General features: G+C 46.0%; 21 protein-coding genes and 3 tRNA genes. 18 read left to right on the top strand and 6 right to left on the bottom strand.

Going from position 1 to position 21,253, the window contains the following annotated elements; all coding sequences use genetic code 11:
- Window positions 1-6 precede the first annotated feature (6 nt).
- The 8 genes from alaS to ACP7H9_RS12670 all read left to right on the top strand — a co-directional run bounded on the left by alaS (window position 7) and on the right by ACP7H9_RS12670 (window position 6,769).
- Complete coding sequence (gene alaS / locus ACP7H9_RS12635) at window positions 7-2,604, top strand: alanine--tRNA ligase (protein ID WP_439222861.1); 2,598 nt, start codon at window positions 7-9, stop codon at window positions 2,602-2,604.
- Between the two features lie 148 nt (window positions 2,605-2,752).
- Complete coding sequence (gene csrA, locus ACP7H9_RS12640; protein ID WP_011234973.1) at window positions 2,753-2,941, top strand: carbon storage regulator CsrA; 189 nt, start codon at window positions 2,753-2,755, stop codon at window positions 2,939-2,941.
- A 162-nt stretch (window positions 2,942-3,103) separates the two neighbouring features.
- Window positions 3,104-3,196 (top strand) — tRNA-Ser (locus ACP7H9_RS12645).
- Between the two features lie 21 nt (window positions 3,197-3,217).
- Window positions 3,218-3,294, top strand: a tRNA-Arg gene (locus tag ACP7H9_RS12650).
- A gap of 21 nt (window positions 3,295-3,315) precedes the next feature.
- Window positions 3,316-3,392: transfer RNA gene (locus tag ACP7H9_RS12655), tRNA-Arg, on the top strand.
- A 176-nt stretch (window positions 3,393-3,568) separates the two neighbouring features.
- Window positions 3,569-3,832, top strand: coding sequence for an oxaloacetate decarboxylase subunit gamma (locus ACP7H9_RS12660; protein WP_034821770.1), 264 nt, complete (start codon window positions 3,569-3,571; stop codon window positions 3,830-3,832).
- Window positions 3,829-5,640, top strand: coding sequence for a sodium-extruding oxaloacetate decarboxylase subunit alpha (gene oadA / locus ACP7H9_RS12665; protein WP_110013845.1), 1,812 nt, complete (start codon window positions 3,829-3,831; stop codon window positions 5,638-5,640). The genes ACP7H9_RS12660 and oadA overlap by 4 nt, the downstream gene beginning before the upstream one ends.
- Before the next feature lies 1 nt (window position 5,641).
- Window positions 5,642-6,769 (top strand): sodium ion-translocating decarboxylase subunit beta, encoded by a 1,128-nt coding sequence (locus tag ACP7H9_RS12670; protein WP_439222862.1) that lies wholly within the window; start codon window positions 5,642-5,644, stop codon window positions 6,767-6,769.
- Here the strand turns inward: ACP7H9_RS12670 and ACP7H9_RS12675 are convergent.
- Both ACP7H9_RS12675 and ACP7H9_RS12680 read right to left on the bottom strand, forming a co-directional pair.
- Window positions 6,766-6,939, bottom strand: coding sequence for a hypothetical protein (locus ACP7H9_RS12675; protein ID WP_011234969.1), 174 nt, complete (start codon window positions 6,937-6,939; stop codon window positions 6,766-6,768). The two genes, ACP7H9_RS12670 and ACP7H9_RS12675, sit on opposite strands and share 4 nt — an antisense overlap.
- Window positions 6,940-6,948: 9 nt before the next feature.
- Window positions 6,949-9,549 (bottom strand): response regulator, encoded by a 2,601-nt coding sequence (locus tag ACP7H9_RS12680; protein WP_110013844.1) that lies wholly within the window; start codon window positions 9,547-9,549, stop codon window positions 6,949-6,951.
- A 155-nt stretch (window positions 9,550-9,704) separates the two neighbouring features.
- On the opposite strand from ACP7H9_RS12680, the gene gshA reads away from it, so the two are divergent.
- Both gshA and ACP7H9_RS12690 read left to right on the top strand, forming a co-directional pair.
- On the top strand, window positions 9,705-11,318 hold the full coding sequence (gene gshA, locus ACP7H9_RS12685; RefSeq protein WP_110013843.1) for a glutamate--cysteine ligase: 1,614 nt from the start codon (window positions 9,705-9,707) through the stop codon (window positions 11,316-11,318).
- Window positions 11,319-11,446: 128 nt separating this feature from the next.
- Entirely contained in the window at window positions 11,447-12,085 is a 639-nt protein-coding gene (locus ACP7H9_RS12690; protein WP_439222863.1) for a hypothetical protein, read from the top strand.
- On the opposite strand, the gene ACP7H9_RS12695 is transcribed toward ACP7H9_RS12690, so the two are convergent.
- Window positions 12,082-13,380 carry an HlyC/CorC family transporter gene (locus tag ACP7H9_RS12695; RefSeq protein ID WP_011234965.1) on the bottom strand — a complete coding sequence of 433 codons (1,299 nt, stop codon included), beginning with the start codon at window positions 13,378-13,380 and terminating at the stop codon, window positions 12,082-12,084. The two genes, ACP7H9_RS12690 and ACP7H9_RS12695, sit on opposite strands and share 4 nt — an antisense overlap.
- Before the next feature lie 68 nt (window positions 13,381-13,448).
- Window positions 13,449-14,243, bottom strand: coding sequence for a cytochrome C assembly family protein (locus ACP7H9_RS12700; RefSeq protein ID WP_110013841.1), 795 nt, complete (start codon window positions 14,241-14,243; stop codon window positions 13,449-13,451).
- A gap of 157 nt (window positions 14,244-14,400) precedes the next feature.
- Here ACP7H9_RS12700 and ffh point away from each other — a divergent pair, with 157 nt between their 5' ends.
- From ffh to tyrA, 7 genes are all read left to right on the top strand, one after another.
- Window positions 14,401-15,765, top strand: coding sequence for a signal recognition particle protein (gene ffh / locus ACP7H9_RS12705; protein WP_011234963.1), 1,365 nt, complete (start codon window positions 14,401-14,403; stop codon window positions 15,763-15,765).
- A 119-nt stretch (window positions 15,766-15,884) separates the two neighbouring features.
- Window positions 15,885-16,133: a 30S ribosomal protein S16 gene (rpsP, locus tag ACP7H9_RS12710; protein ID WP_011234962.1), complete on the top strand. Its 249-nt coding sequence runs from the start codon at window positions 15,885-15,887 to the stop codon at window positions 16,131-16,133.
- Between the two features lie 28 nt (window positions 16,134-16,161).
- Window positions 16,162-16,686, top strand: a complete 525-nt coding sequence (gene rimM / locus ACP7H9_RS12715; protein ID WP_011234961.1) for a ribosome maturation factor RimM — start codon at window positions 16,162-16,164, stop codon at window positions 16,684-16,686.
- Window positions 16,686-17,444 carry a tRNA (guanosine(37)-N1)-methyltransferase TrmD gene (trmD, locus tag ACP7H9_RS12720; RefSeq protein ID WP_370543302.1) on the top strand — a complete coding sequence of 253 codons (759 nt, stop codon included), beginning with the start codon at window positions 16,686-16,688 and terminating at the stop codon, window positions 17,442-17,444. Before rimM ends, trmD begins: the two co-directional genes overlap by 1 nt.
- A gap of 32 nt (window positions 17,445-17,476) precedes the next feature.
- Window positions 17,477-17,836 carry a 50S ribosomal protein L19 gene (rplS, locus tag ACP7H9_RS12725; protein ID WP_011234959.1) on the top strand — a complete coding sequence of 120 codons (360 nt, stop codon included), beginning with the start codon at window positions 17,477-17,479 and terminating at the stop codon, window positions 17,834-17,836.
- Between the two features lie 71 nt (window positions 17,837-17,907).
- On the top strand, window positions 17,908-18,510 hold the full coding sequence (locus ACP7H9_RS12730; protein ID WP_110013840.1) for a DNA-J related domain-containing protein: 603 nt from the start codon (window positions 17,908-17,910) through the stop codon (window positions 18,508-18,510).
- An 11-nt stretch (window positions 18,511-18,521) separates the two neighbouring features.
- Window positions 18,522-19,664 (top strand): bifunctional chorismate mutase/prephenate dehydrogenase, encoded by a 1,143-nt coding sequence (tyrA, locus tag ACP7H9_RS12735; protein WP_439222864.1) that lies wholly within the window; start codon window positions 18,522-18,524, stop codon window positions 19,662-19,664.
- 19 nt (window positions 19,665-19,683) lie between these two features.
- On the opposite strand, the gene ACP7H9_RS12740 is transcribed toward tyrA, so the two are convergent.
- A complete protein-coding gene (locus ACP7H9_RS12740) occupies window positions 19,684-20,040 on the bottom strand; it encodes a response regulator (protein WP_034821749.1) in 357 nt (118 codons plus the stop codon).
- A 78-nt stretch (window positions 20,041-20,118) separates the two neighbouring features.
- Here ACP7H9_RS12740 and ACP7H9_RS12745 point away from each other — a divergent pair, with 78 nt between their 5' ends.
- A complete protein-coding gene (locus ACP7H9_RS12745) occupies window positions 20,119-20,766 on the top strand; it encodes a cytochrome b/b6 domain-containing protein (RefSeq protein ID WP_439222865.1) in 648 nt (215 codons plus the stop codon).
- Here the strand turns inward: ACP7H9_RS12745 and ACP7H9_RS12750 are convergent.
- Window positions 20,763-21,227: a c-type cytochrome gene (locus ACP7H9_RS12750; RefSeq protein WP_439222866.1), complete on the bottom strand. Its 465-nt coding sequence runs from the start codon at window positions 21,225-21,227 to the stop codon at window positions 20,763-20,765. The two genes, ACP7H9_RS12745 and ACP7H9_RS12750, sit on opposite strands and share 4 nt — an antisense overlap.
- Window positions 21,228-21,253 lie beyond the last annotated feature (26 nt).

Here is a 21,253-nt window from a genome sequence, read left to right on the forward strand (position 1 = left end):
CTCAATATGAGCATGAACAGTGCCCAAATTCGTGATGCATTTTTAAATTACTTTGCTGAACGAGGACACGAGAAAGTTCCGTCAGCATCGATGATCCCCGGTAACGATCCCACCTTGTTATTTACCAATGCAGGTATGGTTCCATTTAAAGACGTTTTTCTGGGTACTGATAAACGTCGTTATGATAAAGCCACCTCGGCGCAACGCTGTCTGCGTGCCGGCGGTAAACATAACGATTTAGAAAATGTTGGGTACACAGCCCGTCATCACACTTTCTTTGAAATGATGGGTAACTTCAGTTTCGGTGACTACTTTAAAAAACAAGCTATTCAGTACGCCTGGGACTTTTTAACCAAAGAGTTGAAGCTGCCGGCTGAAAAGCTCTGGGTTACGGTGTTTACCGAAGATGATGAAGCCTACGATATCTGGGTGAAAGACATTGGTGTACCGGAAGACCGTATTTCGCGTATTGGCGAAAAAGATAATTTCTGGTCTATGGGAGATACCGGGCCTTGTGGTCCATGCTCTGAAGTGTTTTATGACCACGGTGAAGAAGTATGGGGCGGCCCTCCGGGAACCCCTGAAGAAGACGGTGATCGTTACATCGAGATTTGGAATCTGGTCTTTATGCAGTATAACCGTCAGGCTGACGGTACCTTAGAACCCTTGCCTGATCCTTCTATTGATACGGGCATGGGGCTGGAGCGTATTTCTGCCATTATGCAGAATGTTCACAGTAACTATGAAATTGATTTGTTCCAGGCACTGATTAAAGCGGCGGCTGAAATTATTGGCACCAATGATTTGGATAATAAATCATTGCGGGTTATCGCTGATCATATTCGTTCATGCTCCTTCTTGATTACCGATGGAGTTATGCCATCAAACGAAGGCCGTGGTTATGTTCTGCGCCGTATAATACGCAGAGCCGTGCGGCACGGGCACTTACTGGGCGCTAAAGAGACCTTCTTTTTCCGCTTGGTAGACGAATTGGCTCGCCAGATGGGTGAAGCGTATCCTGAGCTGGAGCAGAAAAAGCAAATTATTAAAGACGCACTGGAACGCGAAGAGCAGCAGTTTGCGCGCACGCTGGAGCGCGGTCTGGCAATTTTATCAGACGAAATTGCCGAGCTGAAAGGTCATGTTATACCGGGCGACGTGGTCTTCAAACTCTATGACACTTATGGCTTTCCGGTTGATTTAACTGCGGACATTGCCCGTGAGCAGGAATTGACAGTTGATGAACAAGGCTTCGAACAGGCTATGTCAGAGCAGCGTCAGCGGGCTCAGCAGGCTTCTCAGTTTGGAATGGATTATAATCAACAGCTTAAATCTGACAATAAAACCGCATTTACCGGTTACGATGACGTTGCCGGGCAGGCAAAAGTGGTCGAGTTATTTAAAGATGGTAAACCGGTAGAGCAGTTGCAGGCGGGCGAAAACGGCATTGTGGTTTTATCAGAAACTCCATTTTATGCAGAAAGTGGTGGTCAAATCGGTGACAAAGGTGTTTTGGTTGTCAACGGACCGGCATTTGAAGTGACAGACACCCAGTATATTGGCAAAGCGATAGCGCACCACGGCGTAGCGAAAGCTGCGGTTAAGCTCAACGACAGCGTAAAAGCCGAAATTGATTCTGAGCGTCGTGAGAATATTAAACGCAACCACTCGGCAACGCATTTGCTGCATGCAGCGCTTAGAAACTTGCTGGGTGAGCACGTTACGCAAAAAGGTTCTTTGGTCGAAGCGGACAAAATGCGTTTTGACTTCTCGCACTTTGAACCAGTGACGACTGAGCAGTTGGCTCAATTAGAGCGTGAGGTAAATGCACAAGTTCGCGCTAACCTGCCACTGCAAACCGAGCTCATGGCTATTGACGAAGCAAAAGAAGCGGGCGCAATGGCCTTGTTCGGCGAAAAGTATGATGAGCAGGTACGAGTTGTGCGTATGGGAGATTTCTCCATGGAGCTTTGTGGCGGTACTCATGTCAAAGCGACAGGCGATATCGGTTTATTCAGAATAACCTCAGAGGGCGGTATTGCTTCGGGTGTGCGTCGCATTGAAGTGGTAACCGGAGAAGCAGCCGTACGATATACTCAACAGCAGCAAAGCGTATTGCAGCAAATTGCTGGAGAACTCAAAACAGAACCAAGCTCTGTGGCCGATAAAGTTCAGCAACTGCAGCATAAGTTCCGTGAATTAGAGCGTAAGAACGAGCAACTGCAACAAAAACTGGCACAGCAGGCCGGTGGTGGGTTAATCGCTCAGGCTGTTGATATTAATGGGGTTAAAGCAATTATTGCGGAGCTAGACCAGGCCGATCCGAAATCTTTGCGTGGATTAGTTGATGATCTGAAGAACCAAATGGGCTCAGGTATCGTATTATTAGGAACTGCAAACGGTGATAAAGTCAGTTTAATTGCTGGCGTTACTACCGATTTAACGTCTAAAGTTAAAGCAGGAGATATCGTGAATCAGGCTGCAAATGTCGTTGGTGGCAAGGGCGGAGGTCGTCCTGACATGGCGCAGGCAGGTGGTTCACTCCCGGAACAGTTAAATGAAGCTTTGGCTACTGCGACAACTTGGTTACAGCAACAGCTTTAGCTGTCGCTGTAAGCGATTAAAACACAACGAAAAAGTATGCGCTTCGTTATAGTGTAATCACTCTCAGTGTTGGTAGACTGCTTACGCCAGTTCAGGGAAAAGTTCGATATTCGCGGTAAGAATCGGAACAGTATTGAAGGAGCAATCTATGCTAATTTTAACTCGCCGTGTAGGTGAAACATTAATGATAGGTGATGATGTTTCGGTCACCGTTCTCGGCGTTAAGGGAAACCAAGTACGTATTGGTGTTAATGCCCCGAAAGACGTTTCCGTTCATCGCGAAGAAATATACATGCGCATTCAGTCTGAAAAAGACGATGAGCAAGACAAAGAATAAGTGATTAGACAAGACCGGCGAAAGCCGGTCTTTTTTTATGTTTTTGAGCATTCTGAAGAAAAATCACGCGAGATGGTCAATTATCCCACACTTAAACCCTAGTTTTTAAAAAAGCGATTGACATTATTGCCAACATCGCTAGAATTCACGCCACAACGATTTGGAGAGGTGGCCGAGTGGCTGAAGGCGCTCCCCTGCTAAGGGAGTATAGGGTTTGTAGCCCTATCGAGGGTTCGAATCCCTCCCTCTCCGCCAGTCGTTTACAGTAACAATTACGCGCTCGTAGCTCAGCTGGATAGAGTACCTGGCTACGAACCAGGCGGTCGGAGGTTCGAATCCTCCCGAGCGCGCCATATTGTTACTAACCTGAATACGCGCTCGTAGCTCAACTGGATAGAGTACCTGGCTACGAACCAGGCGGTTGGAGGTTCGAGTCCTCCCGAGCGCGCCATTCTTTTTTATATCCCCTTAAATTATCTTCTTTGCTCATTAGTCCCTTTGAATATTTTTTAATCTCATTTAAATCCTGAATACCCACTATTTACTGCTGTATCTCCTTGCGTGACTTGCTACCATGGTATTTAATAATTTTATAACAATACCTTAGCAACCAATCAGGAGTGCTTCGTGTCAGAATTGCTCAGTCAAGCTGCGCAACTCATGCTGGTAGGCATGGGCGCAGTCATCATCTTTCTTTGCTTACTGGTCGTTGCCATGAGCGTTATGAAACGCCTGATCCCAACACCAGAGCCTGTTGCCAGTACTCAGCCTTCAGTCGAAAGTAATAGCTCTGATGCGGCAAGTCCTGCGGTACTGGCTGCAATTTCTGCTGCGGTACACCGTTATCGTCAAGGCAAAAAAGCAGCGAATAACAAGGAGAAATCACAATGAGTAAACCCCTGTTACTAACAGAGTTGGTGCTTCGTGACGCACATCAGTCACTACTCGCAACGCGTATGCGTCTGGACGACATGCTTCCCATTGCTGAAAAGCTCGACAGCATCGGCTACTGGTCAATGGAGTCCTGGGGTGGTGCGACTTTTGATTCTTGTATTCGCTACCTTGGTGAAGATCCCTGGGAACGCATTCGTGAACTGAAAAAGGCTATGCCGAATACTCGCCAGCAAATGCTGCTTCGAGGGCAAAACCTGCTGGGATACAGGCATTACGCCGATGATGTGGTGAAACGTTTTGTCGAACGCGCAAAGGAAAATGGTGTTGATGTTTTCCGTATTTTTGATGCGATGAACGATGTTCGAAATTTAAAAACAGCAATAAAAGCGGCAAAAGACGTTGATGGCCATGCGCAGGGTACTCTCGCTTATACTGTCAGCCCGGTTCATACCCTGGATAAATGGGTGGCAATGGCACAAGAATTGGAAGATTTAGGCTGTGACTCGTTATTCATTAAAGATATGGCTGGCTTGTTAAGGCCTAACGACGCCTATGAACTGGTCAGTGCGTTGAAGGAAAAGACGGACTTGCCAATTGCTATGCAGTGTCACGCAACAACGGGCTTAAGTGTGGCAACCTACCAGAAAGCCATTGATGCTGGTATCGATATGCTGGATACCGCCATTTCGTCAATGAGCATGACTTACGGCCATTCGCCAACAGAAACCCTGGTTGCAATGACAGAGAATACCGACCGGGACACAGGCTTGTCATTACCTGACTTAGCTGAAGTAGCCAGCTATTTCCGCGATGTGCGCAAGAAATACGCTAAGTTCGAAGGTTCTCTCAAAGGGGTTGATGCGCGCATTCTTCTGGCTCAGGTACCGGGAGGTATGCTGACCAATATGGAAGGACAGTTAAAAGAGCAGGGTGCGCTGGATAAATTTGATGAAGTTTTAAAAGAGATTCCGAAGGTACGTGAAGACCTTGGATTTATCCCTTTGGTTACGCCAACCTCACAAATTGTAGGAACCCAGGCGGTTCTGAACGTGTTGAGCGGTGAACGTTACGAGAATATCTCTAAAGAAACTGCTGCGGTTCTTAAAGGTGAATATGGAGCAACCGCTGCAGAAGTTAATAAAGACTTGCAGAAGCGCGTTCTGGACGGTGAAGAACCTATTACCTGTCGCCCGGCGGATTTACTGGATAACGAACTGGATGCGCTGACCAAAGAGCTAAAAGATAAAGCGACAGATGAAGATATTCGTTTAGCGGATGATGTTGTTGATGATGTCTTAACTTATGCGCTGTTTCCGCAAATTGGGCTTAAATTCCTGAAGAACCGTGATAACCCGGATGCTTTTGAGCCGGTGCCTGGAGAAGAACCTGAAGAGCAAACGGAATCTAAAGAGCAACAAGCTCCAAAGGCAACCGGAGATGTTGAGCAATACGAAGTTGAGGTTGAAGGTAAGCGTTATAATGTAAAAGTCGGCCCAGCGGGTCAGCTCGATTCTGTGAAGTCATCGTCCTCAGCAGAGTCTTCACAATCATCACCTGAGTCATCGCAGCAATCATCAGGTGGATCAGGCGAGGGTGAAACCATAAAAGCGCCATTAGCCGGTAATATTTTTAAAGTTGTAGCCAAAGAGGGCGCTGCGATTAAAGCCGGCGACGTTGTCTTAGTAATGGAAGCGATGAAAATGGAAACCGATATTAAAGCACCAAAAGACGGTACTGTTCAGTCTCTTCATGTAAAAGAAGGTGACGCAGTGACCGTGGGTGATGCTCTGGTGACGGTAGGCTAATATGGAGAAGCTGCAGATTTTATGGGAAACCACTGGTATTGCTGCAATGACATTCGGTCAGTTCAGCATGATTCTGGTGGGTGGGTTGTTGTTGTATTTGGCAATCTCAAAGAAATTTGAACCTTTATTACTATTACCTATTGGCTTTGGCGCAATACTGGCAAATATCCCTTTAGGTGGCTTCACTGAGCCTGGGGGAGTTCTTTACTACGTGTATAGCGTTGGCATCGACACCGGTATGTTCCCATTGCTTATTTTTATGGGGGTTGGCGCATTAACCGATTTTGGCCCCTTGCTGGCAAACCCTAAAATGCTGTTTTTGGGTGGGGCAGCTCAATTCGGTATTTTTGCTACCTTGTTTGGAGCTATTGCTTTGAATGGCATACCGGGCATTGAGTTTTCGATGTCCGATGCGGCGGCGATTTCAATTATCGGCGGCGCTGATGGTCCCACGGCTATTTTCCTGGCGTCGAAGCTGGCACCGGATTTATTAGGCGCTATTGCTGTTGCGGCTTATTCTTATATGGCGCTGGTGCCTATTATCCAGCCGCCAATAATGAAACTGCTGACAACTCAGGCCGAGCGTGAGATTAAAATGGAGCAGTTACGACCGGTAGCTCGTCGTGAGAAGCTTTTCTTCCCGCTAATAGCTATGGGGTTAACGTTGTTGTTTTTGCCTTCAGCAACGCCTTTGGTTGGCATGTTCTGCCTGGGTAACTTAATGCGTGAATCTGGCGTGGTGGAGCGCTTAACTAAAACCACTCAGAACGAGCTGATTAATATTGTGACCATCTTTCTCGGTTTGGCTGTGGGTTCTAAATTGCAGGCGGAGCAATTTCTCAGCTTCCAAACGCTGGGCATTCTGGTATTAGGTGCCGTTGCATTTGCCATAGGAACTGCCAGTGGTATTTTAATGGCGAAATTAATGGGTAAATTCAGCAAAGACCCGATTAACCCGTTAATTGGTGCTGCTGGAGTATCCGCTGTACCTATGGCAGCACGGGTGGTTAATAAGGTTGGTTTACAGGCTAATCAGCAAAACTTCCTGTTAATGCATGCGATGGGACCTAACGTAGCCGGAGTATTAGGCTCAGCAGTTGCAGCGGGGGTTTTACTGGCATTGGTTTAACGCCCGGTCAGAAACATCATCGCCGTGTAAAAAGCGGCGATGACAGCGCTTATCACCGCAATATACACAAAGCCTTTGTAACCTTGTTTGATACTCCAGCCATTAGCGCGTAAATACAGCAACCAAATCAGACTGAGTAGTAACGGAATAATAAAAAAATAGCGGATCATAGTAATTCCTCAAGACTGATGTTGTTGAATGGCTTCTAAGTCGACAGCCGCCTGATGCGCATAGCGTAAACGTTTTTCCAGTTCAGTGATCTGGTCAGCGACTTTATCAATATTACCTTCAGCCATAAATTGCTCTAAGTCGGCGGCTTTGCTTTGTAACTGAGTAAAGCCAAGATTCGCGGCAGCTCCCTTTAACGAATGAAAATAGCGGCGCGCACTTTCATGCTGGCCCCGGGTAATAAAGTCAGAGACTTTAGTAGCGCTACCCTGGTAGGTTTCATACAGCTGCTCTACTAATTTCAGATAAAGCTCAACGTTGTACTGTAAGCGTTTTAATGCCGTTTCAAACTCAATGCCCTTCACTTGTGGAATACGAACCGGCGGTTTATTAACCTCATCCTGTTTAGATTCTGGTGGTACTTCTGGTTGTTGGTTATTGGTGTAGTCACCCGGGACCGCCCATTTAATAATGGCTTTAATCAGCTGTTGTTCATCAATTGGCTTAGCAATATGTCCTTGCATACCCGCGGCAAGTGAACGCTCCTCGTCGCCACTCATTGCGTTGGCTGTCATGGCCAGAATAGGAAGCTGCTGATAATTGAAGTCGGCGCGGATTGTTTGCGCCGCTTTCAGCCCGTCCATGACCGGCATTTGAATGTCCATTAATACCAGCGAATAATTTTTGTTATGAACGGCTTCTACTGCTAGCTGCCCATTTTCCACTATATCCACTTTAAATTTGTGGCTTGAGAGTATTTCTCTGGCGACTTGCTGATTAATCTCATTGTCCTCTACCACCAAAATAGGTGCTCGCAAAATACTTTCCGGGATGCCGTCACCACTGTCAGCATCGTCCGCATCGGAGAGCTCTCGCTGAAATAATGTTGAGGTCAGGCTTCTACCTAATGTTGACGCGGTAAAGGGTTTTGAAATGATGTCGTTGACGCCTGCCTGCTTCGCCTTTTCTGATAATTCTTCAGCATAATACCCTGTCGCCAGCGTCATTTTCGGCCTTATGTCTTCTGCATAACGCTCGGTTATCTTCTGGCAAAATTCCAGACCATCCATACCCGGCAAGCGCCAGTCAACCAAAACCAATTGATAAGGATTGTTGTCCTCGACAGACAGCTGAAAAACTTGCAGGGCTTGTTCCGCCGTGCGGCACACTTTTACGTCAACCTGATAACTGCGCAGCATTTCATACAGCATTTCGCGGGTACTTAAGTTGTCATCAATGGCGAGAATTCGAACGCCTTTAAGTTTCTGCAAAAGGTACTGATGATGACTGTTGTCCTGCTCTGTCTGTAACGGCAGTTCTACTTCTATGTAAAACGTTGAGCCCTGACCGGCGGCGCTGGTTACGCCGATATCACCGCCCATTAATAAAATAAGACGTCGGGAAATGGCTAAGCCAAGGCCGGTACCGCCATACTTACGGGTTGTCGAAGTATCTGCCTGAGTAAAGGCTTTAAAGAGGTTAGCGCGCTGCTCTTCGTCCATACCAATACCGGTATCGGTAACCGATATCCGCAACAAAACATTATCCCGGGAACTGTCCAGCAGGTTAACGGCAACATTGATTTCACCGTCTTCGGTAAATTTAATAGCATTACTGATCAGGTTAACCAGCACCTGGTTCAAGCGCAGCGGGTCGCCAATTAAACGCGTTGGTATATTGGCCGGTAAGTTAATAATAAACTCGAGGTCTTTATCGTAAGCCCGGTAAGCAAACATGTCGGCCAGTGAGGTCAGAACATCCTGCAAATCGAAAGGAATGCGCTCGACAGTTAACTTACCCGCGTCAATTTTTGAAAAGTCGAGAATGTCATTAATAACGCCCAGTAAAGCCTGTGAAGAAGAGTCGATGACTTTGATGTAGCGTTTTTGTTTTTGGGTAAGTTCAGTTTTCAGGCAAAGGTTTGCCATACCCACAATAGCGTTAATTGGTGTGCGAATTTCATGGCTCATATTTGCCAGGAATTCACCTTTTGACTGATTGGCACGCTCGGCGGTTTCTTTGGCCTTTTCCATTTCTTCAGCAACTGATTTAATGCCGGATATATCGTAATAGCTGCCGAGAATGCCGATAATATTGTGATCGTCATCGTAAAGCGGAACACTGGAATGCTCGACCCACTGGCTTTTACCGCTTACTTTCAGTTCGATTTCTGCATTAACTGATGGAGCCTGCTGACTAAAGGTTTTTCTGTCGCGCTCCAGTAATACGTCATTACTGGCAAGGGAATCAATTTCTGCATCCGCTTTGCCGGCCAGAGATTCAGGATCAATACCAAAGTCATTAGCAAAAGCACGGTTGCCGCCTAACAATTTTAGTTCGGGGTCGCGCCAGTAAACCCGGGTTGGCAGGTCATTAAAAACTTGTTCAAACAGTTGTAACGAGTCTGACGATAAAAAGGGTTGCCGAAAAGGCGCTGTCAGTGCGTTGCGCCGGGACCACCACCAAATGACAATGCCAATAATCAAACTGAACAGAATCATCGCGACTAATACAGTGTCACTCCAGGGGGCAGGTAACAGGGCATATAACGCAAGACTGGTTACCTGAAGAATGACAAAAATGAGCTGTAAAAATGTCCAGAATGAATTCATGGTTGATCCGTAACCGAAAGGTTATATAAACAGCAGCTAGTCTGCCACGTTGTGCTGTAATCGCCAAGTTATGAGTGACAACCATAGACCTTTTAGCGAATTACCAGTAAGCTTAGCGGCAGAAAACCTTCCGCCTCAGTGAATGGAGTTGTCTTTTGCAAGCAACATTTCAAGCAGTTATCGAAAAGCTTAAGCAATCGGGTAAAACAGCAGTTTGGCAGGGCATTAAACGTGGTATTGAACGTGAAGCTTTGCGAATAAAAGAAAATGGGACGCTGGCGCCGGGTGACCATCCCCAGGAACTGGGGAAAACTCTGACGCATCCGACCATTACAACCGATTACTCAGAGAACCTACTTGAGTTTATTACTCCGGTTGCCTCCGATATTGACACAACGCTGTCACAGCTCCGTGATATTCATCGGGTGGCTTATAACGCCATTGATGACGAATTGTTGTGGCCAATGAGCATGCCTTGCTACATTGGCTCAGATGACGATATTCGTATCGCTAAATATGGTGACTCGCACTCGGGACGCATGAAAAGCCTTTACCGTCGCGGTCTGACATATCGCTACGGCGCCACTATGCAGGTTATTGCCGGAGTGCATTATAATTTTTCTGTATCCGATGCAATGTGGGAAGAATTAGCGGAGATTGAGGGTGTCAGTAATAACCAAAGTTTCCGTACCGAACGCTATTTCGCTCTCATCCGTAACTTTAAGCGCGTGGCCTGGGTTATTCCGTACTTGTTTGGCGCTTCGCCTGCTTTGTGTAAATCGTTTTTCAGTCAGACTAAAAATGAAGAGATTCTGAAAAAATGGGATTTTGATACGGTAGGTAAAGGCACGGTATTCTTGCCTTATGGTACGTCGTTGCGAATGAGCGACTTAGGTTATACCAATAAAGAACAGGCAACTCTGAAAATTACTTATAATTCATTGGATGAGTATGTGACAGGCCTGCGTCGCGCAATTACAACGCCATCTCAGCAGTTTTCGAAAATCGGTGTAAAAGTAGGCGACGATTATCGTCAGCTTAACGATAATATTCTGCAGATAGAAAATGAGTTTTATTCGCCAATTCGTCCTAAACAGACAGCCCGCGATGGCGAAACGCCAAGCCAGGCCCTAGAGCGTGGTGGGGTAGAGTATGTAGAGATTCGTGCACTGGACGTGAACCCGTTTAGTGATGTGGGTATCACGGCGCAGCAAATGCACTTTCTGGACTTAATGCTTTTGCATTGTTTATTACAACCAAGCGAAGAAATGAGCTGGGAACAGCAGCAGCAAGCCGACAAGAATTTTACTAAAGTGGTTATGCAGGGACGTGATCCGCGCTTAAGCTTGCAGCAAAACGGCATTGATCGCCTAATGGCCGACTGGCTGGAAGAGCTTTTTGCAGATTTCTCTTCAATTGCCAAAGCACTGGATAACAGTTCAGACAATAAAGTTTATCAGAATCATTTAGCGGATTTGTACGAGTGGGTATTAAATCCGGAAAGTACGTTATCGGGTCAAATTTTACGATTGCTCAAAGAAGAAGACCGCGATAACAGCAATTTAGGTATGCAGTTAGCTAAGCAATACCGCGAGCAACTGAAAAATGAGCCGCTCAGTTACTATCAACAAGACGACTTTGCTAAATGGGCGGCCGAATCAGAGCAAGCGTTTGAAGAACGTTATCAGCAAGACAATAACGTTGACTTTGATACGTTTCTGGCAAATTATTTCAAACAGGCAGCACGCTCTGGTCAGCTAGCTGATTGATAAACATAAAAAAACGCAGCCCAAATTTGGACTGCGTTCAATAAAACGTTCAGGGGATGAACATGAATGCATTTATCAGCTACAACATGTGTTCAATTACTGAGAGTTTAACGAGTGAATAAAGTTCAATGGCGATAAAACTTTTTTTCCCTATTCAATCGAAAGTACTGATAAGTGCTTTGTTTGTCGCGACTCTCAGTGGTTGCGCAACACCCCCTCCGGCGAACCCTGAAAATGTCTGTCATATTTTTGAAGAGCACAGTGACTGGTATCATGCGGCCGCTGATGTGCGTGAACGCTGGGGCGTGCCTATTCATGTACCAATGGCGATGATGTATCAGGAGAGCTCCTTCAAGCATAATGCTTTGCCGCCCAGAGACTACCTTTTAGGCTTTATTCCATGGGGTCGGGTGAGTTCGGCTTACGGTTACTCGCAGGCGAAAACGATGACCTGGGAAGATTACCAGCGTGAAACGGGTAACGGTTGGGCCAGTCGCGATGACTTTGAAGATGCAATTGATTTTATGGGTTGGTTTATAGCAAAAACCTATAAAATTAATGGGGTATCGAAATGGGACGCCTACGGACAATATCTTAACTATCATGAAGGCTGGGGTGGCTATCAGCGTAAGTCTTATTTAAAGAAACCCTGGCTGGTAAAAGTATCCAGGGTTGTAAAAAGCCGCTCTATGACATACGCCGCGCAATTGAATAAGTGTGAGGAAGATTTAAAGCACGGCTGGCTATGGCGTTTATTTTTCGGTTAGTCATTGGTCTGGTTATCGGGTTTTTGGTAGAGCTCAGGAAACACTCTAATTTGTTTTATCATGGTGTCACCAATTTCAACAAGCTCTACCGGATAACCGCCTAAACGCAGCGACAACCGGGCATCAGGAATATCTCCGAACTGTTCAATAATAAGACCGCTTAAGGTTTTTGGGCCATCAGTCGGAAAATCCCAATTCATTTCTTTATTCAATTCGCGCAAGTTAGCTGAACCGTCGACTAAAAAGCTGCCGTCAGTTTCCAGTGTGACAGATTCGCTGGGAGCCGGCGCCATAGAAGTCGTGAAGTCACCAACAATTTCTTCCAGAATATCTTCCAGAGTAACGAGTCCCTGAATGTCGCCGTATTCGTCAACAACCAGTCCGATACGTTCTTTACGACGCTGGAATTTTAGTAGCTGCACATTTAATGGTGTGCCTTCGGGAATAAAATAACTGTCCCGCGCAGCACGCACTAAAATGGACTTATCCGCAGTAAACTGATTTTTACTCATCAGGCGCATGATATCGCGTGCATGCAAAAAGCCGATAGCGTCATCTATTTCATTACGATAAAGCAGTACGCGGGTGTGTTGACCATTTGACAGTTGCTTAACAATAGACTTCCAGTCGTCACTAATATCGATGCCAACGATTTCATTACGGGGCACCATGACGTCTTCTACCGTAACTTTCTCGAGGTCCAGAATGCTGACCAGCATTTCCTGGTGCGAAGTCGGAATTAAATTCCCTGCTTCATTTACTACTGTACGCAGCTCGTCGGAGCTTAACGCGTCAGCCATTTGTGACTGCTTGGGGTTAACTCCCAGCAGGCGCATGAAAGAATTGGTGATGAAGTTCATACCAATAACGATAGGGTACATGACCTTTAGCAAAGGCATCAAAATTAAGGAGCTGGGAAAAGAAATGCGCTCCGGATGCAGTGCTGCAATGGTTTTCGGCGTAACTTCAGAAAAAATCAGAATAATTAAGGTTAAACCAAAAGTAGCTATTACTATTCCAGCGTCACCGAACCAGCGCAGACAAAGGATAGTTGCGATAGCCGATGCACCAATGTTGACCAGATTATTGCCAATAAGGATAAGGCCAATTAACCGATCGGGACGATCAAGCAGGTACTGGACACGCTTAGCTCCGGGGTGATTGTTTTGTACCAGATGGCGCAGACGGTACCGGTTGATAGACATCATGCCAGTTTCGGAGCCAGAGAAGTATGCGGATAAAAATAACAGTACGGCTAAAATCACGAGCAACATGCCCGTTGATATCTCGTCCAACGGTTTATTCCTTAATTATACTGTGAATGTGACAATGTAGAGTTCTCAGCTATGAAGTCAAGTGTCATTCAGGATAAGAGAAAATCTTTCACGAACCGACTGCCAAAATACCCTAAGGTTAATAGGGTGCTGGCAAGTACGGTAATGACCACAATAATGCGCCCACGTAAGCCTGATGTCCGGTGTAGGACAACCGCCAAAAGGTAAAGCAAAGCCGCGACGCTGGTTAAAATGGTTTTGTGTGCTTGCTGTTGAGCGAGCATGTCATCGAGGAAAAGAAACCCTGAACCCAGAGCGAGAAACAGCACAAAAGTGCCCAGCGCCAGAAGGTTGAAGAAATATTTTTCGACAGTCATTAATGGTGGCAGTTTGCTCAGCAGAATATGACCTTTGCGGTTTTTTAATACACGGTTTAAATAACTGGTTTGTAACGCGTAAAGTGTGGCTAAGGCCAATATTCCATAGGCGACCAGTGACAAGGTAATGTGAAAAACTAACCCATGTCCGATGCTGATGTCAGCACCCCAGTTAACCGGAGTGAACACAAGTAACAGTGTGGTAAGCGCAGAAAACAGATAAATAACCGGCTTCAGGAATAAGTTACTGGCCTGGTTATTTTTCACTACGGTTAAAGCGGCTATCAGAAAAGCCACAATAGCCAGACTGGATGAGATATTAATGTGATCGAAATCATCGTTGGAAAGTTGTATTAAAATGAGCCAGCCATGCGCAGCAACCGCCAAAGCAGCTGGTACAATCTGATAAGCTGGGTGAAGCACTTTGTTTTTTAAGATATTTTGTAGAATAACAAAAGCGCTGGCACTGTAACCCAATAAGCTGATTAGCAACAATAAAGAGAGCATCACGCGCCCGACTTCCCTGATTCCTGTTGTTCGTGCCCTGAGTATACGACGTCAGTCGGTTAAACCCAATACTTACGGGGCGAAACTTTCTTGCAAATCAGATATACTGCCCCCATTACTATTAACGTCAGAAATCGCAATATAAGAGACGATCGACATGTTTGAGAATTTATCGGAACGCTTGTCGCAAACGCTGCATTCTATTGGTGGCCGGGGGCGACTGACCGAAGACAATATTAAAGAAACCTTGCGCGAAGTTCGCATGGCGCTGCTTGAAGCCGATGTTGCCTTGCCTGTGGTAAAAGACTTTATTGCTAAAGTTAAAGAACGGGCCGTAGGTACAGAGGTCAACAAAAGCCTGACGCCGGGTCAGGTTTTTGTCAAAATTGTCCAGTCTGAGCTGGAAGCGGCAATGGGTGAGGCGAATGCACCTCTGCAATTAAATACCCAGCCGCCAGCTGTTATTTTGATGGCAGGTTTGCAGGGTGCGGGTAAAACCACCAGTGTGGGCAAACTGGCTAAATATTTAACTGAGCGCCAGAAGAAAAAAGTCATGGTGGTCAGTGCCGACGTTTATCGTCCGGCCGCTATTAAACAGCTGGAAACTCTTGCCGAGCAGGTAGGCGTTGAGTTCTTCCCGTCTTCAACTGATCAAAAACCAGTTGATATTGCTAATGCTGCTATTGCCCAGGCACGTAAGCAGTTTATTGATGTGGTATTAGTGGATACCGCCGGTCGTCTCGCTATTGACGAAGACATGATGCAGGAAATTCAGCAACTGCACTCAGCCATCAATCCGGTTGAAACCCTGTTTGTCGTTGACGCGATGACGGGTCAGGACGCGGCAAATACCGCCAAAGCATTTAGCGAGGCTTTGCCTTTAACGGGTGTTATTCTGACGAAGACCGATGGTGATGCTCGTGGTGGTGCGGCTCTGTCTATTCGCCATATTACCGGTAAGCCTATTAAATTCCTGGGTGTTGGTGAGAAAAACGATGCGCTGGAGCCGTTTCATCCTGACCGCGTAGCCTCCAGAATTCTTGGCATGGGCGATATGCTTTCTCTGATTGAGGAAGTCGAACAAAAAGTCGATAAAGAAAAAGCGGAGCGAGTGGCGAAAAAAGTCATGAAAAAAGGCCAGTTCTCACTGGAGGATTTTCGTGATCAGCTCGTACAGATGCGTGAAATGGGCGGCATGATGGGATTAATGACCAAAATGCCGGGCATGGGTAAAATGACAGAACAAATGAAAGGTCAGATGGATGACAAAATGACCTTGCGCATGGAAGCCATTATCAACTCCATGACTCCTAAAGAACGGCTACGACCCGACGTAATAAAGGGCTCGCGTAAGCGCCGTATAGCAACCGGTTCAGGTACTCAGGTGCAGGACGTGAACAAGTTGCTTAAACAGTTTACTCAAATGCAAAAAATGATGAAAAAAATGAAAGGTGGCGGCATGCAGAAAATGATGCGCGGCATGGGCGGAAAGATGCCACCAGGAATGTTCCCCGGACGCTAGGAAAAAGCGCGTCAAGCTTGCATTTGCAGTAAAAATCAGTAGAATTGCCGAGCCTTCCGACTATGTCGGAGGGCTTTGCTATTTTTTACATTTACAAAACAGTTATATTGAGGAACGCAATGGTAACCATTCGTTTACAACGTGGTGGCGCGAAAAAACGCCCCTTCTACCAAATGGTAGTTGCTGACAGTCGCAATGCTCGCGACGGTCGTTTCATTGAGAAAGTAGGATTTTTTAACCCTGTAGCTCGTGGTCAGGAAGAAAAACTTCGTGTTGATGTTGACCGCATCGAGCATTGGGTAAGCAAAGGCGCTCAGTTATCTGATCGTGTTGCTAAATTAGTTAAAGATGCAAGCGCTGCTGCGTAAGCATTAACAGATTCAGGTAGGTAAATTAATGCAGCAATCAGAGCAAATCGTCGTTGGTCGCATCGGTGCGGTGTATGGCGTAAAAGGCTGGTTGAAAGTGCAGTCATTTACCGATGATCCAGAATCGATATTTGAATACAGCCCTTGGTTACTCAGCCAGAAAACTGAGCGCGAAATGAAAGTTGTCGAGTGGCGTCGCCACAACAACGGACTTATCGCCAGGTTAGAAGGCATATCCGATCGCGATGAGGCTGCGCGCCTTACTGGTGCGGATATTTGCATTACGGCAGATGAGTTACCGGCATTAGCTGACGATGAGTTTTACTGGCGCGACCTTATTGGTATGCGTGTAGTGAACACCAACGGCTATGATATGGGTGTGGTTGAACAAATTATGCCCACCGCATCGAACGATGTGTTGGTCGTAAAAGCAAACAGCAACGATGGGTTCGGAAAATCTGAACGTTTAATTCCTTTTATCCAAAGTGAATATGTCACTGCGGTTGATAAGGAAGCCAAACAGATTCAGGTTGAGTGGCCATCGGACTTTTGATGGGCAAGCCTTTGCAGGTTGGCGTCATCAGTTTGTTTCCTGAAATGTTTTCGGCCGTCACCGATTACGGTGTTACCGGCAGAGCAATAAAGGAAGGTTTGCTGACAGTGAGTGTCTGGAATCCTCGTGATTTCACTCATGATCGCCACAGGACTGTTGATGACAGGCCTTATGGCGGTGGTCCGGGTATGTTGATGATGGTGCAGCCACTTGTGGATGCTATCAACGCAGCAAAACAAAGCCTGGGTGAGGATACTCCTGTTATTTATTTGTCACCGCAAGGGCAAAAACTTGATCACAGCGGAGTGCAACAGCTCTCCGGCAATGATCGAATGATTTTGATTGCTGGCCGTTATGAAGGCATTGATGAACGCGTTATTAAACAATACGTTGATGCAGAATGGTCGATAGGGGATTACGTATTAAGCGGTGGTGAGTTGCCAGCAATGGTACTTATTGACGCGGTTTCACGGTTAATTCCCGGGGTGTTGGGACACCAGGATTCAGCGGCAGAAGATTCTTTTGCCAGCGGGTTACTGGACTGCCCTCACTATACTCGACCAGAAACTTATAATGAGCAGCAAGTACCGCCGGTTTTATTAAGCGGTGATCATGAAAAGATACGTCGCTGGCGTTTACAGCAGTCTTTGGGTAAAACCTGGCTGCAACGACCAGAGTTAATTCATAGCCTAGCTCTGACTGACGAGCAGGAAACATTGTTGAACGAGTTTATCGCACAACAATCATCCGGCGAATAAAGTACAGTTTACCTAGGATAGGAGATACGAAAATGGCAAAAGTTAGCCAAAGCATCATTAAGGCTCTTGAAGAAGAGCAGATGAAACAAGATTTACCTGAGTTTGCACCAGGTGACACTGTTGTTGTAAATGTAAAAGTAAAAGAGGGTAACCGCGAACGTCTTCAGGCGTTTGAAGGTGTTGTTATCCGTGTTCGTAACCGCGGTCTGCATTCAGCGTTCACAGTACGTAAAGTATCCAACGGTGAAGGCGTAGAGCGTACTTTCCAAACGCACAGCCCATTAGTTGACAGCATTAAAGTCAAACGTCGTGGTGCGGTTCGTCGCGCGAAACTGTACTACTTGCGTGAGCGTTCTGGTAAGTCTGCACGTATCCGCGAGAAGCTGTCTTAAGCTTTTAGCAAACAAACGAAATAGCAAAGAAAAACCCAGCCTTGTGCTGGGTTTTTTGATAGTGTTTTAGAATGAACGAAGATATCGAAATATTAACCCAAATTTTAGCTGAGAACCTTGATGCTCAGCACCACTGGACTGAGCATGAACTGATTGCGTCTTTGCAGGGGCCGCCTTATGAGTTCTTTGATAAAGAAGCTCTGCGTGATCCCCTGACCTTGTTTCAGACTCACTTTTTATTGTTTCACTGTCTTTATAAATTGCGTGAACGCTGGCGGAAAGAAAAAAAGTACGAGCTTTTTATTCATACCCTTAATATTGAGTGTCAGCCATGGCAACGTGGCGTTTCTGCATTGACAGAAAAGGACGCGTTAGCAGAATATTATTTAGATCTGAATCAACTGGGCTCGACATCCGGCGCTGATGTTGAATCTATGCTGGATGATTTTTGGCGGCGCATGGGGCATTCTTCTTCTAGGGTGGAAACCAGTATGCCTGTGAACGATGCCTGGCAGATTATGGAAGTTGAACCGCCGGCAAGCCAGACCTTTATTAAAAAGCAATATCGTAAGTTAGTACACAAGTATCATCCCGATAAAGGCGGGAGTGTGGCTAAAATGCAAAAAATTCAGAAAGCCTACCATCGTGTTATAGAAGCCATAAAAGAGGAATAAGATAACCGCTCATGAGCCATGACCCGGACCAACAATTATCAGAACTGCGTAATGCAATTGATGCCACTGATAACGAATTAATTGAGATAATTGCCCGGCGAGCAAAGTTAACTGCCGCTGTGGGAGAAACCAAACGTTCGTTGAAACAGCCTCTTTACGTTCCACAGAGAGAACGTTCTTTAATAAAAGCGCGCAGAAGCAAAGCCAAAGAGGCAGGCTTGTCGGAAGACTTAATCGAAGATGTTATTCGTCGTATTATTCGAGAGTCGTATCGGACGCAAACGGCACAGGCGGCTGCAACTTCGACTCAACTTGAACGACCGGTTTTTGTGTTTGGCGGTAAAGGAGCTTTGGGTGCGCGTCTGGTCAGTCAGTTACGGCAAACAGGCTATTCGGTAATAACCATTGATAAAGACGATGACTGGCCAGACAAGGACGATTTAAGCCAGGCGCAGTTGGTATTGATGAGTGTGCCGGTCAATAAGACCGTTGAATTGATAAAGCAGTTACCACCTTTAGCGGAGGACTGTATTCTGGCTGATGTAACCAGTATTAAAGCGGCTCCTTTAAACGCCATGCTGGCACAGCATCGCGGCCCTGTCGTTGGCTTGCATCCTATGTTTGGTCCTTCTGTGCAGAACTTGGCGAAGCAGCTGGTGGTTGTTACTCACGGTCGTCAGACTGAGCGTTATCAGTGGTTACTGGACCAGTTTGTTAACTGGGGCGCGCACTTACACGAAGTGAATGCCGATAAGCATGACGACGCTATGGGCTGGATCCAGGCGATGCGTCATTTAAGCACTTTTGCTTACGGTGTTCACTTAGCTAATGAACGTGTCGATATTAAAGAGTTGCTGGAACTGAGCTCGCCTATTTATCGAATGGAATTGATGATGATTGGCCGTTTGTTTGCGCAAAATGCGGAACTTTATGCCGATATTATTGCTGCGAACAAAGGACAATTTGCATCGATCAGACGTTATCTACAGCAATTCTCAGCAATCATTGATGATATCGAAAACGGTAAAAAATCTGACTTTATATCGCTTTTCGATGAAGTTAGCCAGTATTTCGGTGAATTTTCCAGTCAGTTCCTGAAAGAAAGCGAATCTTTGGTGCAGCTGGCAGACGACCAAAGATTCAAGCATCAATAATAGTTGCTGGCTACAAGCTTTATAAGTATTCAGTCATTAACTCGCTAAGCGCTTCTGGTGAAACCGGCTTATGCAATGTTGCATTCATGCCGGCTTCACGACAAGCGCTCATTTCGCTCGCGCTTTGATGACTGGTGATAGCGATAACCGGTGTGTTCTTGTGCATATCGCTTTGTCGCAACTCCTGGCAGACTTCAGCTCCCGACATGTCCGGCATTTCGTAATCCAGAAAGATAAGATCCGGAGCCTCTCCTGCCAGGTTCAAAGCTTCTTCCCCTGTCATTGCTGTTAATATACTTACCTCAAAATTGGCCAGCATCGCTTTTAACACTTCAAGGCTGATAAAGTCGTCGTCAGCAATAAGAACTTTGCGCATAGTCACTACCCATTTAATGGAATTAATTATACCCTAGCACTTAGCTTTTTATATTCCCAGTAATTTGGAGCTAACAACATGAATCAGAAAGGAAATTCTATAAAAGTTTGGGATAGCTTTATTCGTGTGTTTCACGGTTTGCTTATTGTTCTTTTAGGCGGGCTATGGTGGACCGTCGAAAATGGCCGCATGGAGCTGCATAAGGATATTGGTATTGCCTTACTTGCATTACTTTTAGTCAGAATTTGCTGGGGAATATTTGGTAGCGAAAATGCCCGTTTTAAAACCTTTTTAAAGTCTCCTAAGGCTATCTTGAAGCATCTGCATAATGTTTTTAAAGGGCGCTATGAAGCAGAAAACACCCACAGCACTGCTGGTGGCTGGGCTGTCATCATTATGCTTGGGTTGCTTTTAAGCCAGGTTATTACGGGACTATTTTCAACCGACGCCATTTTATTTTCGGGGCCATTATCTAATTGGCTATCTTCGGATGGGCAAAAAGCGGTAACCAGCTGGCATAAAACCCAGTTCGACGTAATATTAATTGTTATTGCCGTACATATTCTGGCCGTGCTTTTTTATCGCTTTAAAGGAACACCTTTAGTGGCTTCCATGGTGCATGGTTACAGAATCACCAGTCAGCAAGCGCCAAATCTAAAACCCGGTTGGCAGGGGCTCATTTTAGCGGTTGCTGTCTGGTTAATCTTAATGTTGCTGCTTAACTAGTCTTTATATTCGTCGTGGCAGCCTTTGCAGGTTTTAGCGGCATCCATAAAAACGGGTTTTATTGAGTCAATAGAACCTTTTTGACTAACGTCCGCCAGTTTGGCAGCGTACTCTTGCAAGTCATTAGCGCGCTGCTGAAAGTCATCCCAGTTATCCCATATGGCGGTTAATGCATCAGAGTTATTGCCTGGCATTGCGCCTTCAACGGCAAAACCAGCCCATGGAATACCCGACATTTTCTCAAAATCATTTGCACGACGTTGAAAAAAGTCAGCGTTGTATTCGACTTCGCCTTTGACCATTGCAGCCATAGCCGCAAAGTTTTGCTGCATAACTGATAACGCTTTTTGGCGATATTCCACGGCTTTATCGGCGTCATTAAAAGCGTTCTCGTTAGCCGTTGCATTGAATGACAGAGTCATCAGGCCAGCTAGAGCTGTTGTTAGTAATTGTTTTTTCATTGAAACACTCCGTTTATTGAATTCAC

Origin of the sequence: Idiomarina sp. ST20R2A10 (genome assembly GCF_051842345.1) — a bacterium.
Taxonomy (GTDB): domain Bacteria; phylum Pseudomonadota; class Gammaproteobacteria; order Enterobacterales; family Alteromonadaceae; genus Idiomarina; species Idiomarina loihiensis.